Genomic DNA, 16606 nt, shown 5'->3' on the forward strand with positions numbered 1-16606 from the left:
ATTTACCGCCGCTCTGCAGGCGGACGAGGGTCTGTGCCGGTGGATACCGGTAGAAACCAATGCGCCCCCTGCGGCAGCGGTGCTGGCAGGGGGCGCGTGCGTTTAATGATGGTTGTTTGAGACTAACGGATGCCGCGTTGCCTACAAACGGCGGGTCTGGGCGACGCGTTTGAACCAGTACGCGCTGGCCTTGGGCGTGCGTTGCTGGGTTTCAAAGTCAACGTAGAAGAAGCCGTAGCGCTTGTTATAGCCGTTGGTCCAGCTGAACTGGTCCTGCAGGCTCCACATAAAGTAGCCGCCAACGTCGACACCGCATTCGATGGCCTTGAGGATCCAGCGCAGGTGGTCTTCGACGTATGCGATGCGCTCGGAATCGTCCACGGTGCCATCGACAAGCTGGTCCTTGCGACCCATGCCGTTTTCGGTGATAAACAGCTGCTTGTAATTGGGATAGCGCAGCGAAATATCCATCATAAGGTCGAACAGGCCCTTGGGATAGATGATCCAATCCCAGTCCGTGGTGGGAACGCCGGGACGTACGGCGCGCTCGCCCACGCCCGCCACGCGCCAGCGACCGGTGCCCTTGTCGCCTGTGCCGTTGTGATGAAGGTCGGTCTCACCGTCGAACGCCTTGAGAAAACGGCTTTGGTAATAGTTGATGCCCAGGCAGTCGTTGAGCTGCGCGGCGCGGCGCATAATCGAGAGGTCATCGTCCAAAAACTCGACTGAGCCGTTGCTCGCCTGGCAGAGGTGCTCGATGATCTGGAGCGTATCGGGCGCATAGTCGCCGCGGAAGGTGGCGTCGAGCAGCAGGCGGTTTTGCAAAACGTCGTCGTTTTTAGCTGCCTGGATGTCGCCGGGGCAGGCGGGGTCATAGGGGTACTTGTATTCCAGTGCGTGGATGACGCCGATCGTTCCGGGATAGCCGCCCTGCTTGTAAGCCAAGACGGCGCGGGCGTGGGCGAGCATCATGTTGTGCTGGGCCTGCAGACACTCGTGCAGGCAGCCCTTCTTGCCCTGCGGCCAGGTGCCCTCGACGTAGCGGTTGAGCGTGGCCGCTGCGATCTCGTTGAACGTGAACCAGCGGGTCACCTCAGGGTATTCGTCAAAGCAGAAGCGGGCATACGCCTCAAAAGCGTCGATGGTGTCGCGGTTGAGAAAGTCACCGTTGGCGTAGATCGCGGCGGGGGAGTCGAAGTGGTGCAGGGTCACGTATGGCTCGACTCCGTGGGCGCGGCAGCTGGCAAAAAGGTTGTGGTAGAAGGCGACGCCCTCGGGGTTGGACTCGCCCACGCCGCCATTGGGAAAGATGCGGCTCCAGGCGATCGACACGCGGATGCCGTTCATGCCAAAGCGCTCGCACAGCTCGAGGTCGCTATCGTAGCGGTTGTAGAAGTCGCAGGCGGGCTCGGGCGAGAAGCGGCCTTGCTGGGCGAGGTAGTCGTCCCATGCGACCTTGCCCTTTCCATGGGATTGGCAAGCGCCTTCTACCTGGTAGGCGGCGGTGGCGCCACCAAAAACAAAGTTGTCGGGAAAGCGCTGGAAGGTATCGGCGGGGGAGATGTGGTTCATGGCGAATCCAATCTTGCTAGGAGGGGTTGGAAGCGGTCCGGGAGAAGGCGGTAGAGCGTGCTGCCCCCGGACCGCGGAAATGGGGGCTCTGTTCTTGCGCGCCGCTGCACGCGCAGGAATCTAGATGCCCAGTTGCTGGGCTACAAATGCCAGCGATGCCTCGCCGTCGCGGGTGAGGTCGATGTACTGCTTGCCGCGGGTGACGCAGCAAGCGACGCCCATGCGCTCGCCGTCGGCCTTGAGGTCGTCGAAGTAGGACGCTGCCTGGGGCGCCAGGATAACAAGGTCAAAGTCCGGCATGATGTCCAGATGGCTGCCGTAGGCATCTGCTGCGGTCTCAAGGTCGATGCCGTGCTCGCGGGCGGCCTTGGCCAGCGCGTTGGCGAGCAGGCCGGAGGTTCCGCCTCCCTGGCACAGGACAAGAACACGACGGCCGTTGAGCGCTGCATAGGGGTTGCCCGCCACGTCGGTGGTGTTGGACGAGGCGCTGGCGGCTGCGTCATCAGATCCAGCGGAGGTGGCATTACCCGCAGATTCTTCGTCCACAGACTGGCCAGCGGCGCGCTTTTTCTCTGCTGCCATGCTCGCGGCGGCCTGGGCGACGGCACCGGTGGCGACGCTTGCCGTATCCGCCTTGCCCTGGAACGCCGCGTTCATGGCTGCTTGCTTCTGGGCGGCGCGCTGTGCGACCTCAGCCTGATCGGCCTCAGCCTCTTCGGCGCACTTCTCGCGGTCGTATACCTTGAAGAAGGGGAAATAGATGAGGAAATCGACAATCAGCAGGGCGGGGATGAGCAGGAACGCAAGGGGCTGAAGTCCCAGACCCATGGCGATGCCCACGGGCGCGGGGGTGGTCCAGGGAAGGCTGAACATGAAGCCGTTCATACCCAAGACGTCGATGAAGAACTTGGTGATCCAGATATTGGCAATGGGTGCGAAGATGAAGGGGATGAAGAAGATGGGGTTCAAGACCATGGGGGCGCCGAAGAGGAACGGCTCGTTGACGCCAAAGCAAACCGGCACGGCTGAGGCACGGCCCACGGCGCGCATCTCTTTGGACTTGGCGAGGAAGGCGAACATGAAGCAGATCACCAACGTGGCGCCGGTGCCGCCCATGGCGACGACGAAATCCTGAAGCGGTTTGGTGAGGACGGCGGTTGCGTGCTCGCCGGCCTGGTACATGGCCATGTTGAGCTCGAGGTTGGAGATGAGGGCGGCGGAGATTGCGGGCTCGACGATGGAGGGGCCGTGGACGCCCACAAACCAGAAGAGCGACATGGCGCCGTAGATGATGGCGAGGCCAACATAGCCGTCTGCCGCGGAGAAGAGCGGCTGGAACACCTGGATAACGCCTTGGGCGAAGCAGAAGCCAAAGATGTTGCGGAATGCAAAGTCAAAGCCCCAGAAGAAGACCAGGCAGACGCCAAAGGGGATGATGTCCTTGAAGGTCTGGGAGATATTGGGCGGCACCTGTTCGGGCATCTTGATGGTGATGTTGCGTTTGATAAAGAACTTGTAGATGATGCCGGTGGCGAACGCGCAGATAAAAGCGGTTAGCAGGCCCTTGGATCCCATGTAGCCGTTGGCGAGGCCGGAGATGGAGACGCCGTTATCCGTGAAGCTGATGGCGTCGCTGGAGAGCAGCAGAAAACCGATGAGCGATGCAATCATGACCGAGATGAAGTTGATCTGGTTGTTCTTGGGCAGGTCGCGATTCTGCGCATCGCAGAAGTGCTTGGCCGTGGTGGCCGCTGCGCAGATGCCGACGATGCCCATGGAGTAGTTGTAGGCCTTCATGAGAACGTCGTTGATCTCTGCCGGCCAGTAGAAGCCCCAGACATTGGGGACGGCGCTGACCAAAAGAAAGATGCTGGAGACGATGATGATGGGCATGACGGAGATGAAGCCGTCGCGAATTGCCTTGAGGTACTTGTTGCGAGCGATGGCGTTGAAGAAAGGCTTGCCTTTCTCGATGAGCGCTATGAGCTTTTCCATGGACCCTCCGTTTGCATGGGTTTGCTTTTGCAGCCACTAAACGTGCTGGTAGAGATGGCTGCCAGGGTGAGCTTGCGCTGCTTACGAGTATGTTCTGCCCGGATGTTACTCGTTATGAGCACGTGCCCATTTCTACAATGAGCACGTTAACATGAGTTGATGGCGGTGCAAGGGGCGTTGGGGGTAAAGGGATGCGAGCGGTCGATTATTGGCGGCAAGCGGCGGGATAGATGCAGGCAGAGGTGCGCGGAGAAGGTGATAGCCTTCGTCCAATGCGCACGTGCTCTTCAGCTTGCACTCAGTTGATGCTACATTTACCAGAACAGCAGTTTGAACAGCAATTCGAGCATCAATCTGAGAGCATGCGCAATGCGAGGGGAGCCGTTGGATGGAGCGGGATAACAAGATGGCGGCGGCAGATTCCGCAGTCCACAAGCCTGGTAGGGCGGTGTCCATGGCAGACGTCGCCAAGCTTGCCGGCGTTTCCCGACAGACGGTGTCGCGCGTGGTCAACGGGCAGGCGTGCGTGGTCGAGGAGACTCGAAGGCGCGTTATGGATGCCATGGACCAGCTTGGCTTTTACCCCAGCTTTGCCGGCAGGTCGCTGCGCGGCGGCAAGTACGGCTGCATCGGCCTGTGCATGTTCGATATCACCCATACGGGTAACGTCGCTACGCTGGAGGGGCTTATGTCCGCCGCCCGCGAGTACGGTTACGCCGTCACCTTGATCGAGTTTGATGAGAGCGAGTCCGTGCGCCTGCGGGACACCGTGCGTCGCCTGGCGGAGCTCCCCGTGGACGGCATGGTGTTCAACACCAACAGGACCATCGAGGATTTTGACGAGTTCGAGCCGCTCAACGGCCTGCCCACCATCATCATCTCCATGAAGGAACACCCGCGTTGCACCACTATCGACTCCGATCAATACGGGTGTTCGCAGCTTGTGGTCGACCACCTTCGCTCGCGCGGCCATACGCAGATCAGGCACCTGGCCGGTCCCAAAGACTCGATCACGGCGGATTTCAGGACGCGCGGTTGGCGAGACTCGCTGGAGCGCGCGGGGCTCGAAGTCGTTGAGCCCCTACACGGGGATTGGACTGCGGACAGTGGCTACGAGCTTGGCGAGAAGCTCGTCCAAGACGCTGAGATGACAGCCCTCTACGCGGCCAACGATCAAATGGCCATGGGTGCCATCATGGCGCTGCGCGCCCATGGCAGGCGTGTGCCGGAAGACGTGAGCGTTATAGGCGTGGACGATTCCATGCAGGGCATGGTGCCCCACAATGACCTGACCACTGTGCGCTTCGACATGCGCGAGCGTGGCCGAAAGACGTTCGACTACTTCTTCTCCCAGCTATCGAGAGAATCTAAGGTCGAGGCGGTGCGTCTGCCGGGCGAGCTGGTCGAGCGCGGCACCGTGGCTGATCGCATATAGATGAAGAGGGGGTCGCTCGGAAAGCGGCCCCCTCATTAGTTGGGTTGTCTCAAAAGCTTGATGGCGCCTTGCGCTAGGCGAGCCTGGCTTCAAGTTGGGCGATGCGCTGGTAGGCATCGATGGTGAACTTGGTCTGCTTCTCAAGCAGCATGGTGGTCATCAGGGTGTCCTGGGCATGAGCCATGATAAAGGTGACGTCCATTTCGCTGCCTCCAGCTTCCTGGGAGAGAAGCCTGGTCTGGACGTCGTGGGCGTCGATGAGAGCTTGCTTTGCAGATTCGTGAAGGGCTCGCGCCCCATCGATGTCGCCTTGGCTTGCCTTTTCGCATGCGGCGATTAGGTCGGTCTGGGCGTCGCCAGCGTAGGCGACAATCTCAAAGCCGATCATCGAGATCTCTTCTTTTGATGCCATGGTTCCTCCCATTGTATGGGCACGTGCTCATTTTGATGGGCAAACGTGCAAGCTGTTGGAATATCCGGGCAGGTCGAACAATACCATCTCAACAAAATCAAACAAGATGACACGTGATATTTACAGCGTGAGTGGCATAAAAACTGCCGTAAACGGTCTTGTACGGCAGTTTACGTGGGAAATCGTTTATATTTTTACAAAGTTTGAAAAAGTTCTTGCATGTTGAAAAATGTTTAACTATGTTGGAACCTGTGAAAGGAGGACGTGGTGATCAAAGCTGAACGACAAGATAGGCTCATGCGCCTTATCGAGAGCCAGGGCACCGTTTCCGTCAAGGAGATCGTGGACGCCCTTGGTGTGTCGGACATGACTGTTCGCCGCGATTTGGAGGAACTGGCGGGCGCCGGCGAGGTGATTCGCGTCCACGGGGGAGCCCGTAGCGCGTCTTCGCAGCACCGTTCGATGATCCGCCACGAGTACAGCCATATCGAGAAGCGCGCCCGCCATGCGAGCGAGAAGATCGATATAGCGCGTACGGCAGCGGGCCTGGTCGAGGAGGATTCGACTATCTTCTTGGGCACGGGAACCACTATCGAGCAGATGGTTCCGCTATTGCCCTCGTGTAACCTGCGCATCATCACCAACTCGCAGTCCATCTTCACCCTGCTGGAGCCCAACGAGACCTATGAGCTCTGCCTCATCGGCGGAAAGTACCGCAGGCGCACCACCGCGTTTGTGGGCCCCGTGGCGGAGGACGCCATCTCGACTCTGGGCATAGACGTCGCCTTTATAGGCGCCAACGGCATCTGCTTTGACGCGGTCTCCACCTCCAATATGGACGAGGGGCGCATCCAACAGCTCGCGTTCGACCAGGCGGATACCAGGTATCTTGTGGCGGATTCAAGCAAGATCGGCCAGCGGGACTTCTACACGTTCTACAGGCTTTCAAACATCGACGCGCTCATCTGCGAAGGTTCGATTGCGGACGAGAAGCGCCAGCAGGTCGAGGAATTCACCAAGGTGATCTGCTAGCTTCTTTGTGGACGGCGTCGGTGTCTGGGCAAGGTAACCAAGCGCGCATATCGGGTGCGCGCACGTAAAGGAGGACAGCATGAGAGTTGTCATCGGTTCTGACGCGGCAGGCATGCCGCTCAAGGAGCTCATCAAGGAGACGATGATCGAGGACGGCCACGAGGTGGTCGACCTTTCCGTCGAGCCCGCCGCGGACTTTGTCGATTCCGCCTGCGCCGTCGCCGCCGACCTGATGGAGAACGAGGGCTCGCAGGGCCTCTGCTTCGACGCGTACGGCGTGGGTAGCTACATGGCCGCGACCCGCGTCAAGGGCATGGTCGCCGCCAACATCTCCGATGAGCGCAGCGCTTACATGACGCGCGAGCACAACAACTCCCGCATCGTCTGCCTGGGTTCCGCCGTGGTGGGCTCCGAGGTCGCCAAGAAGATCGCCCGCGAGTTCCTCAAGGCCGATTACGCCGCCGGCCGTCACCAGGTGCGCGTCGACATGCTCAACAAGATGGCCTAGGGGGAACGAATCATGACCAAGAAGATCATTGCGCTCGGCTGCGACCACATCGTCACCGACGAGAAGACGTACCTGCACGACCGCCTGGAGGAGGCCGGCTACGAGGTCCTCGACTGCGGCACCTACAGCCACACCCGCACCCACTACCCGATCTACGGCAAGGCCGTTGGCGAGGCCGTGGCCTCCGGCAAGGCCGACCTCGGCGTTGTCCTCTGCGGCACTGGCATCGGCATCACCAACTCCGTCAACAAGGTGCCCGGCGCGCGCTGCGCCCTGGTCCGCGACATGACGAGCGCCCTCTACGCCCGCCGCGAGCTCAACGCCAACGTGGTCGGCTTCGGCGGCAAGATCACCGGCGAGTTCCTCATGGCCGACATCATGCTCGCGTTCCTCGAGGCCGAGTACGAGCCGACCCCCGAGCGCGACGCCCTCGTGGCCAAGATCGACGCCGTGAACAAGGCCGACGCCGAGGCCCAGGCCGACCCGCACTTCTTCGACGAGTTCATCGAGAAGTGGGACCGCGGCGAGTACCACGACTAGCCGATCACCCGAAGAGGGCGGCGCGACCGGGCGTTTCCCGGAAGCCCGTCCCCGGCGAAAGACCCCCGAAAGCCCGCGCCTCCACAGGGGCGCGGGCTTTTCTTTGGTTTCCTTTATTCGAGCCGCGGCGGCCCGCCCGCGCCGCGGCGAAACCCTGATATCGCTTCCGAGCGGTACAATCAAGACACGCTTCATGCACGCATGTAATCCCTTGTTTTCGCATGTCGTAGTGCGGAGAGGAGAAGGCGATGGCCGAATTCGTATTGGACAACGGCACCCTGCGCGTGGGCTTCACCACCGCCGGCGGCTCCTTCACTTCCCTGGTCTCCCAGGGGCGTGAATATCTCTGGCAGGGAGACCCTGCCGTGTGGAGCGGTCAGGCTCCCGTGTGCTTCCCCATCTGCGGCGGTCTGCGTGAGGACGTTGCCCAGACCCGCTCGGGCAAGCAGATCAAGCTGGGCCGTCACGGTTTTGCCCGCAAGCAGGAGTGGGAGCTCGCCGAGCAGGGCGAGGACTCCATCGCGTTCAAGCTCGCGAGCGCCGCGCATCCCGAGCTGCTCGAGCAGTTCCCGTTCCCGTTCACGTTGGTCGCCCGCTATGCGCTTGACGGCGCAAAACTGCAGGTGAGCTACGAGGTTACCAACGAGGGCGACGAGGACATGCCGTTCTTCATCGGCGGCCACCCCGGTTTCGCCTGCCCGCTCGACGAGGGTGAGGGCTACTCCGACTACGAGCTGCGCTTCGATGCCGACGAGGCCGCGACCCTGTGCACCGCCGTCCCGTCCACCGGCCTCATCGACGTGGAGAACAGGAGCGCCAACCCGATGATCGGCCGCACGCTGCCGCTCACCCACGAGCTCTTCGACTTCGCCGAGACGATCTTCGACGTTCTCAACAGCCGTACGGTCGACCTTGTGAAGAAGGGGGAGGAGAAGGGCCTTCGTGTGTCTTTCCCGGACTTCCCCTACCTCATCATCTGGAGCAAGCCCGAGGGCGATTTTGTCGCCATCGAGCCGTGGGGCGGTCTGTCCACCTGCTCCGACGAGGGCGACGTCTTCGAGGAGAAGCGCGGCTGCCTGACCGCGAAGCCCGGCGAGACCGTCGTCCGCACCTTCTCGATCGAGATTCTCTAGCGCCTTCGGTTCTGTCCGGCACGACGATGCGGACGTCGTGCCGCCCGAGGCCTCACCGTGTTGTACCGGACTCAGACATCGGGTCCGAGAATAGGAGGAACCATGATCCTGACCGTCACCATGAATCCCGCCATCGATACGGCGTATCAGCTGGACAAGCTGATCATCGACGACGTGAACCGCGTCGTCCCGAAGAAGACCGCAGGTGGTAAGGGTCTGAACGTGAGCCGCGTCCTGTGCCAGCTGGGCGACGACGTCGTCGCCACGGGCCTGCTCGGCGGCCACATGGGCGCCTACATGGGCTCCCTCATGGACGCCGACGGCATCAACCACGACTTCACGCCCATCGCCGGCGAGACCCGCATCTGCCTGAACATCCTGCACGAGGGCAACCAGACCGAGCTGCTCGAGAGCGGCCCCGAGATTTCCGCCGAGGAGCTCGCCGCCTTCTCCGCCAAGTTCGCCGAGCTCGTCGCCAAGGCCGATTGCGTGACCATCTCCGGTTCCCTGCCCAAGGGCGTCCCCGCGGATTTCTACGCCGGCATGGTCGCCGAGGCCGCCAAGCACAACGTTCCCGTGCTGCTCGACACCTCCGGTGCATCGCTCGACGCCGCCCTCGAGGCCGAGGTCAAGCCCACGCTCGTGAAGCCCAACCTCACCGAGATCAACGCCCTGCTCGGCACCAGCTACACGCCCGAGCAGGTCGCCGACCTGGCCGCCGCACTCAAGGCCGACGAGCGCTTCGCCGGTATTCCGTGGGTCGTCGTGTCCATGGGCGCCGCCGGCTCCTTTGCCTTCCACGGCGATAAGATCTACCGCGCCGTGACTCCGCCGATCCCGGCCGTGAACGCCACCGGCTCCGGTGACTCCACCATCGCCGGCTTCGCGCATGCCATCGCCGCCGGCGCCGACGATGTGACCGTGCTCAAGACGGCCAACACCTGCGGCAAGCTCAACGCCATGGATCCGCAGACCGGCCACCTGGTCATCGAGCGCTGGGACGAGGTCTACAACGCCGTTGAGGTCACCGAGCTCTAGGCGGCTTTCCCGGGTACCCGATCTTGCTGTTCAATCGCTGGGCGCCGCACGCAAGGCGTGTGCCCTCCTCTTTCACGGGAACCTCGGGCGCCTGGAAAACCCGCTACTGTTCAGTGGTGACTATAAGCTGAGGACGCTTGGCGTCGTTCGGCAGTTTGGCGAGGGCATCCGAGAGGGTGCCCTCGTCGTCTTTATCGATGACGATGTGGTCGACCGCGTGGATGGGGGCGAAACAATACGTTCCGCGGGAGGTGAGTTTGCTGGCGTCCATGAGGGCGACGGAATGGCTCGCGGCGCTCATCGCGGCCTGTTTGATCTCCGCCATTTGGGGGAAGTCGGTCACAAAGCCGCGTCCTGCGACGAATGCGCCCGGGCAGATCACCGCGAGGTCGGCGTGAATGGTGGCGATGGCCGCCATGGTGAGCGGCCCAAAGAGGTACCGGTGGCCCTTGCGGAGCTCGCCGCCGAGCATGATGACATCGACCGAGGGGAGGCTCTCGTCGATGTAGTCGGCGATGGTGATGTCGGCGGTGATGACCGTGATCCCCGTGCGCATGTCCAGCATGCGTACGAACTCGAGGGCCGTGGTGCCGGAATCGACGAACACGGTGTCGCCATCGCGCACCAGCTCAAGGGCGGCACGTGCGATGGACTGCTTGGCATCGACATTCACGTTGACACGCTGATCTTGGACCGAAACGGTCAGGGTCTTGTGCAGTGAGACAGCCCCGCCGTGCGTGCGCCTGAGTTTGCCTGCAGCTGCGAGTGCATCAAGGTCGCCGCGGGCCGTGACGGTCGAGACGCCGAAAGCCTGTGCGATGTCGGCGACTTGCACGGACGCGCTGCGCTCGAGCATATCCATGATGGCCGTGCGACGCTCCTCGGCGAACGTGCGGGATGTGGGTGCGGACATGGAAGCCTCCTCGCCAATCGTGTGCAAAATGTGATGAGTTCATTTTGCATTATTTTCTTTTTGAGAAACAAAAAGAGTTTGTTTCTCTTTCGTTTTATCACGAACGCAAATATGACGAAATGCGCGAGGATGGGCGAATCTTTCGTTTCTCTTCTGATGGGCGTGTGCGGACGCGCTGGCCATGCGTGAATAGCGCAGCACGTGAACTGCCGCTTTTGTACAATGGATGCAGCAATTACGTCGGTATCGGTGCCGGCGGTATGGCAGGTGCCCACGGGTGTACCGGGGCCGAGAAGGGAGCGATCGCTCATGCTCGTAACCACCAAGGAGATGCTGCTCGACGCGCAGAAGAACCACTACGCCGTCGGCGCCTTCAACGTCGAGAACCTCGAGTTCGTCATGGCCGTCCTGGCCGCCGCGGAGGAGACCAAGTCCCCCGTCATCATGCAGACCACCTCTGGCACCATCAAGAAGACCGGCCTCGATTATTTCTACGGCATGGTCAAGGCCGCCGCTGAGCGCGCTTCCGTGCCCGTGGCCCTGCACCTCGATCATGGCGACGGCTATGATCGCTGCATGAAGGCCCTTCGCACTGGCTACACCTCCGTCATGATCGACGGCTCCCACGAGTCCTTCGAGGACAACATCGCCCTGACCAAGTCCGTTGCCGACGCCGGCGCCTGCATGGGCGTGCCGGTCGAGGCTGAGCTCGGCAAGGTTGGCGGCAAGGAGGACGACGTCGAGGTCGAGGGCGAGTCCCCCTACACCGACCCGGTCGAGGCCAAGGAGTTCGTCGAGCGCACCGGCTGCACCTCTCTCGCCATCGGCGTGGGCACCGCCCACGGCGTGTACACCGAGGAGCCCCACATCGACCAGGACGTCGTGAAGGCCATCCGTGCCGCCGTCGACGTGCCGCTGGTCCTGCACGGCACCTCCGGTGTGCCGGACGAGCAGGTCGCCGAGGCCGTCAAGAACGGCATCTGCAAGGTGAACTACGCCACCGAGCTGCGTCAGGCCTACACCAAGGGCTACATGGCCTACATGGCTGAGAACCCCAACAACTTCGACCCCAAGAACCCGGGTCAGGCTGGTATGGCCGAGATCATCAAGATCGTCAAGATCCGTATGGAGAACCTCGGCTCCTGCGGTCGCGCCTAATTCGCGCTAACAACTTGCTCCCATCGGAAGGGCCGGCGTGGTTTCCATGCCGGCCCTTCTGTATGGGCGCGCCTTACCGGTCGCGTATGACGGTCGGACGCGGGGGCGACGCCTGGGATAAGATAGACGAAAACGATTTGAGAGGGGATGGCCATGAGCGGAGACGTGAGGGTTAGGCTGGCACGTATCGAGGATGCCGAGGAGCTGGCTGCCATATACGAACCGTACGTACGTGAGACGGCGATCACCTTCGAGTACGTCCCGCCCACGCCCGCGGAGTTTGCCGAGCGCATGCGCAAGACCATGGAGTTCTTCCCCTATCTGGTTGCCGAGCTCGACGGGCGCCTGGTTGGGTACGCCTACGCGGGAACCTTCAAGGGCAGGCCCGCCTACGATTGGGCGGTCGAGACCTCGATTTACGTGGCGCAGGGTCATGCGGGCGAGGGGATCGGCCGCGCGCTGCACGATGCCCTGGAGCGGGCGCTCGCCGCGCAGGGCGTTCTCAACATGTACGCCTGCATCGCCGTCCCGGATGGTGAGGATGACGAAACGCTTACCCGCAACAGCCAGCATTTCCACGAGCATATGGGATACCGCTTGGTGGGGGAGTTTTACCAATGCGGGTTCAAGGGCGGCCGTTGGTACAACATGATTTGGATGGAAAAGATACTCGGTGAGCACCGTACGGACCAACCTCCGGTGACGCCATTTCCCGAGACCTCCGTCACATGCGTGGAGCGCTGAGCCAAGGTCTGCTTCTCGCCGCAGGGCGCCAGCGCGAACGATGGCCCGTCGTTTTCGCAAATATCGAGCCAGCGCTTTAGCGTGGTGCGTTGAGCTGCAGGTAAAGCGTATGGTAATGTTTATCAAGTCGGGGGGCCGACGCTAGAACTATGTGATGCCGAGTGGCGCCTATGAGGTGCGGACACCACGCTCGGGTGCGCGGGGAAGCCGGGATGACCAGCATCGATCGCGAGCGTGGGGATGACATCACCACCGTCAAAACCATAGAGGACGTGCGTGCGATGAAGCGCGCGCATAAGGGTGGCACCTGGAAATACGCCTGTGCCTGCAGGTCCGGCGTGCGTTATGAGGGAGAAAGCGAGGCGTGGGCTCAATTGAAGACCGTGATTGGGGAACAGGTGGCAAAGACCACCGCCGGTATCGAAGAAAACGATCCGTTCGCAAGCAAGGACGCCGTACCCGTCCCGCCTGAGGACCGCGCTCCGGGGAAGCTTCGAGGCGCCGGCGCCCGCTCGCCGCTGTTTTGGAAGTTCATGCTCGTCGCGATGGCGCTCATCTGGGGCTACTCCTTCCTGACCATGAAGACCGTGCTGGATACGGTCCCCACGTTCATGTTGCTCGCCTGTCGCTTTCTGCTGTCGGCGGTCATCATGTTCATCATCTTCCGCAAGCGCATCAAGGCGCACTTCAACCGCGAGTACCTTGGGTTCGGCGTGCTCATGGGTTGCGTTATCTGGTCGGCCTATGCCGCGCAGACGCTCGGCCTGGTCGACACCACCCCGGGCAAGAACGCGTTCCTCACCGGAACCTACTGCATCCTGGTGCCCTTCATCGCGCTCATTCTGTTCAAGGAGCGCGTCACCAAGTGGCATATCGCCTCTGCGCTGCTGTGCCTGGTGGGCGTGGGCTTCGTCGCGCTCGACAACTTCAGCATTCAGATGGGCGATCTCATGACGCTCGTGGGCGCCGTGTTCTTCGCCGTGGACATGGCGGTTGTGGGCCATATCGGCCGCACGCGCGACGTCAGCGTCCTGACCTCGTGGATGTTCCTGTTCGTGGGCCTGTTCTCGCTTGCGGCGACCACCGCCTTCGAGCCCCGCGTCCCCGCCGAGCAGTGGACGCCCGAGATTGTCGGCCAGCTCGTGTTCCTCGCCGTGGTGTGCACCACCATCGGCCTGCTGCTGCAGAATCAGGCGCTCTCGCACGTGCCGCCGGCGACTGGCTCGCTGCTGCTCTCGCTCGAGAGCCCCTCGGGCGTGCTGTTCTCCGTCCTCATGGCGGGTGAAGTGCTCACCGGCAAGCTGATCTTCGGTTTTGTGCTGATCTTCCTGTCGATCGTGCTGTCCGAGACGCACTTCAGCTTCCTGCGAAAGTGGTTCCCCAAGAAGTAGATGAGAAAAGGCGCCCGCCTCCGGGCGCCTTTCTTTTGTATTGCGAGAGTCGAAGCGGTCGCGCTCAGTTGTTTTTACAGTCCTCGGACAAACCCCAGCAGCTCATTGACATGCTCGGGGCGGCATGCCCAGCTCGTCACGAAGCGCAGCAGGATGCGGTCGCGACCCGCGGGATCCACAGCGGGCGTTACCTCGGCACCGCATGCCTCGACGATGCGGACGGCGTCGTCGGAGTCAAACCAGAAGAACTGCTGGTTGCCGTTGGTGCGCACGTGCGGCTCGAACCCTGCGTTCTCAAGGCCGCGGGCGAGTATGCAAGCGCATTCGTTCGCACTTGCAGCGTGCACGAAATAGGGGAGCGACCCGTCCTCGCCGCGCGTGAACGCAGCGGTGTACTGCACGCCCATGAGGCGCCCCTTGGCGGTCATGTGTCCGCCGCGTTTGGTGAGGTAGGGGATGCGGTCGATGGCGCGTTGTCCGCGCTTGGAGCGCGGGCTCACCACGAGCGCCTCGCCAAAGAGCATGCCGGCCTTGGTGCCGCCCAGCGTGAACGCGTCGGCGCGTGCGGCCAAGTGCTCGAGGGTGAGGTCGCCGCCGGGCGCGGCGAGTGCGCTGGCCATGCGGGCGCCGTCGACGTACACGGCGAGATCGAGCTTCTCGGCCACATCGCACAGCGCGTCGAATTCGGCGCGTGTATACACGTGACCGAGCTCGGAGGTGTTGGAGAAGTAGAGCATGGCCGGGCGCGTGCAGTGGCAGCCGCCGGCGATCGAGGCGTGGTACACGCGCTCAACCTCGGCGGGGGTCAGCACGCCCAGGGTGTCGTTCGTGGCGAGGATGCGTCGGCCGCAGGCCTCGATCGCGCCGGTCTCATGCGCGGTGGGGTGCGCATCGGCGGCGAGGATCGGGCCCTCGAAGTCCTCGGTGAAGGCGGAGATGCACACGGCGTTGGCGGCGGTGCCACCGGGAATGAACTGCACGAAGGCATCGGGCTGGCCGCACGCCTCGCGGATGAGCTCGGCGGCGTGCTCGCAGTGCGAATCGGTGCCGTACCCGGGTGCCTGTTCGTCGTTGGTGCTGATGAGCGCCTCGAGCATTTCCGGTGCGGCGCCCTCGGAGTAATCGTTGCGGAACTGGTGCATGTCCTGCCCCTTCATGCGTGCGGGAGTTGAGCGTAAGACGGCGCGCGGGTCGCGGCGAGGTTCGGCGACGCACTTTGCCAAAACGAAGTATAACGCGTGGAAAATGTCGGGGCACATCCTTATCTGCCCCTATAATGGAGAGATTGACGATGTACCGCCCGGCGGATGCCAGGGGATATGCGAAGGAGACGCCACATGCAGGCACAGCGAGCAGAGGGCACCAAGGACCTCATTGGGCGCGATATGCGCGCTTGGCAGAAGATGCAGGAGGTCGCGGCCGAGGTGTTCGGGCCGTTTGGGTTCGAGCCCATCGAGACCCCGGCGATCGAGCAGCTCGACGTGTTCGTGCATGGCATCGGCCAGTCCACCGACGTGGTCCGCAAGGAGATGTTCCGCGTCTTTTCCGGCGCTAATTTCGAGCGCGTCCTCGCGGAGGGCACCGATGCGAAGCTCAAGGCCAAGCAGCGTCTCGCCCTGCGACCCGAGGGAACCGCGGGTGTTGTCCGCGCCGTGGTGGAGAACAACCTGGTCCCGCAGGGCTCCGCTCCGTTCAAGGCGTGGTACGCTGAGGCGATGTTCCGCGGTGAGCGTCCCCAGAAGGGGCGTTTGCGCCAGTTCCACCAGGTGGGCATCGAGTGGCTGGGCGCGCCCGACCCCGCGGCCGACGCCGAGTGCATCATCATGCTCATGCGCTTCTACGAGCGTCTTGGATTCGACCTCTCCCAGCTTCGCCTGCTGATCAACTCCATGGGCGACCCGGCGTGCCGCCCCGCATATCGCGAGGCCGTGCGCCAGTTCATCCTCGATCATGAGGATGAGATGTGCGACGAGTGCCGCGAGCGCGCGGAGCTCAACCCGCTGCGCGCCTTCGACTGCAAGAACCCGCATTGCCACGAGATCATGCAGAGCGCCCCGCTCATGCCTGATTCCCTGTGCGACGAGTGCCGCGAGCACTATGCAAAGGTCAAGCAGTACCTGGACGCGGCGGGTATCGCCTACGTCGAGGACCCCACGCTCGTTCGCGGCCTCGACTACTACACCCGCACCGTCTTCGAGGTCGAGGCCCCGGGCGCGGGCGTTGGCTCCATCGGCGGCGGTGGCCGTTACGACGGTCTGGTTGAGCTCGAGGGCGGCAAGCCCACGCCGGGCGTCGGCTTTGCGGTCGGCTTCGAGCGCGCCGTGCTCGCCCTCGAGGCGTTCGGCAGGGAGATGGATTGCGACGCCGATCGCTGCGTGTTCGTCGCCAACGCCGGTGCCGATCTGAGGGACGAGGTCTTCGCGCTTGCGCTCGAGCTTCGTGGCCGCGGGGTCCGCACCGAGTGCGATTACCAGGGCAAGTCCCTCAAGGCCCAGTTCAAGCTCGCCGATAAGCTCAACGCCTCGCACATCGTGATCATCGGCGGCGACGAGTTGGCTGCCGGCAAGGTCAAGCTGCGCAATATGGCCACGCATGAGGAGAGCCTGATCGAGCGTGCCAGCGCCGCCGAGGTCATCGCGGGGCTGTAGCGCGAAAGTCGAATCGCATGGTTGCGGCGGGGCGAGTGCCCCGCCGTTTTTTGGCGCGAGTACGCCCACCCGTCGGGACATACACGC

Annotated in this window: 15 protein-coding genes; 10 read left to right on the forward strand and 5 right to left on the reverse strand. The window is 62.6% G+C overall.

The window, feature by feature from the left end; genetic code table 11:
- Positions 1–141 precede the first annotated feature (141 nt).
- Positions 142–1572, reverse strand: a complete 1431-nt coding sequence (lacG, locus tag AOBCEHNH_RS06255) for a 6-phospho-beta-galactosidase (protein WP_152063595.1) — start codon at positions 1570–1572, stop codon at positions 142–144.
- Between the two features lie 120 nt (positions 1573–1692).
- On the reverse strand, positions 1693–3567 hold the full coding sequence (locus AOBCEHNH_RS06260; protein WP_152063596.1) for a lactose/cellobiose PTS transporter subunit IIB: 1875 nt from the start codon (positions 3565–3567) through the stop codon (positions 1693–1695).
- Between the two features lie 388 nt (positions 3568–3955).
- On the opposite strand from AOBCEHNH_RS06260, the gene AOBCEHNH_RS06265 reads away from it, so the two are divergent.
- Entirely contained in the window at positions 3956–5002 is a 1047-nt protein-coding gene (locus AOBCEHNH_RS06265; protein WP_152063597.1) for a LacI family DNA-binding transcriptional regulator, read from the forward strand.
- A gap of 73 nt (positions 5003–5075) precedes the next feature.
- On the opposite strand, the gene AOBCEHNH_RS06270 is transcribed toward AOBCEHNH_RS06265, so the two are convergent.
- On the reverse strand, positions 5076–5414 hold the full coding sequence (locus tag AOBCEHNH_RS06270; protein ID WP_152063598.1) for a PTS lactose/cellobiose transporter subunit IIA: 339 nt from the start codon (positions 5412–5414) through the stop codon (positions 5076–5078).
- 267 nt (positions 5415–5681) lie between these two features.
- Here AOBCEHNH_RS06270 and AOBCEHNH_RS06275 point away from each other — a divergent pair, with 267 nt between their 5' ends.
- The 5 genes from AOBCEHNH_RS06275 to AOBCEHNH_RS06295 all read left to right on the forward strand — a co-directional run bounded on the left by AOBCEHNH_RS06275 (position 5682) and on the right by AOBCEHNH_RS06295 (position 9665).
- Positions 5682–6446, forward strand: coding sequence for a DeoR/GlpR family DNA-binding transcription regulator (locus tag AOBCEHNH_RS06275; RefSeq protein WP_226803325.1), 765 nt, complete (start codon positions 5682–5684; stop codon positions 6444–6446).
- 79 nt (positions 6447–6525) lie between these two features.
- Positions 6526–6954: a galactose-6-phosphate isomerase subunit LacA gene (gene lacA, locus AOBCEHNH_RS06280; protein ID WP_152063599.1), complete on the forward strand. Its 429-nt coding sequence runs from the start codon at positions 6526–6528 to the stop codon at positions 6952–6954.
- Between the two features lie 12 nt (positions 6955–6966).
- Positions 6967–7494, forward strand: a complete 528-nt coding sequence (lacB, locus tag AOBCEHNH_RS06285) for a galactose-6-phosphate isomerase subunit LacB (RefSeq protein WP_152063600.1) — start codon at positions 6967–6969, stop codon at positions 7492–7494.
- 248 nt (positions 7495–7742) lie between these two features.
- Complete coding sequence (locus AOBCEHNH_RS06290; RefSeq protein WP_152063601.1) at positions 7743–8627, forward strand: aldose 1-epimerase family protein; 885 nt, start codon at positions 7743–7745, stop codon at positions 8625–8627.
- A 102-nt stretch (positions 8628–8729) separates the two neighbouring features.
- Entirely contained in the window at positions 8730–9665 is a 936-nt protein-coding gene (locus AOBCEHNH_RS06295; protein WP_152063602.1) for a hexose kinase, read from the forward strand.
- Between the two features lie 103 nt (positions 9666–9768).
- Here AOBCEHNH_RS06295 and AOBCEHNH_RS06300 read toward each other — a convergent pair whose 3' ends face one another.
- Positions 9769–10578, reverse strand: a complete 810-nt coding sequence (locus AOBCEHNH_RS06300) for a DeoR/GlpR family DNA-binding transcription regulator (protein WP_152063603.1) — start codon at positions 10576–10578, stop codon at positions 9769–9771.
- Between the two features lie 309 nt (positions 10579–10887).
- On the opposite strand from AOBCEHNH_RS06300, the gene AOBCEHNH_RS06305 reads away from it, so the two are divergent.
- The 3 genes from AOBCEHNH_RS06305 (at position 10888) to AOBCEHNH_RS06315 (ending at position 13871) form a co-directional block, all read left to right on the forward strand.
- The gene (locus AOBCEHNH_RS06305; protein WP_152063604.1) at positions 10888–11736 is read left to right on the forward strand and encodes a class II fructose-bisphosphate aldolase; all 849 of its coding nucleotides are present in this window, start codon (positions 10888–10890) and stop codon (positions 11734–11736) included.
- Between the two features lie 153 nt (positions 11737–11889).
- Positions 11890–12480 carry a GNAT family N-acetyltransferase gene (locus tag AOBCEHNH_RS06310; protein ID WP_226803326.1) on the forward strand — a complete coding sequence of 197 codons (591 nt, stop codon included), beginning with the start codon at positions 11890–11892 and terminating at the stop codon, positions 12478–12480.
- Positions 12481–12692: 212 nt separating this feature from the next.
- Positions 12693–13871 carry a DMT family transporter gene (locus AOBCEHNH_RS06315; protein ID WP_193221204.1) on the forward strand — a complete coding sequence of 393 codons (1179 nt, stop codon included), beginning with the start codon at positions 12693–12695 and terminating at the stop codon, positions 13869–13871.
- A 74-nt stretch (positions 13872–13945) separates the two neighbouring features.
- Here AOBCEHNH_RS06315 and AOBCEHNH_RS06320 read toward each other — a convergent pair whose 3' ends face one another.
- Positions 13946–15013 carry a threonine aldolase family protein gene (locus tag AOBCEHNH_RS06320; protein WP_152063606.1) on the reverse strand — a complete coding sequence of 356 codons (1068 nt, stop codon included), beginning with the start codon at positions 15011–15013 and terminating at the stop codon, positions 13946–13948.
- Positions 15014–15208: 195 nt separating this feature from the next.
- Between AOBCEHNH_RS06320 and hisS the strand changes: the two genes are divergently transcribed.
- On the forward strand, positions 15209–16519 hold the full coding sequence (gene hisS, locus AOBCEHNH_RS06325; protein ID WP_152063607.1) for a histidine--tRNA ligase: 1311 nt from the start codon (positions 15209–15211) through the stop codon (positions 16517–16519).
- Positions 16520–16606: the final 87 nt, after the last annotated feature.

The organism is Collinsella intestinalis (assembly GCF_902501455.1).
GTDB lineage: Bacteria > Actinomycetota > Coriobacteriia > Coriobacteriales > Coriobacteriaceae > Collinsella > Collinsella intestinalis.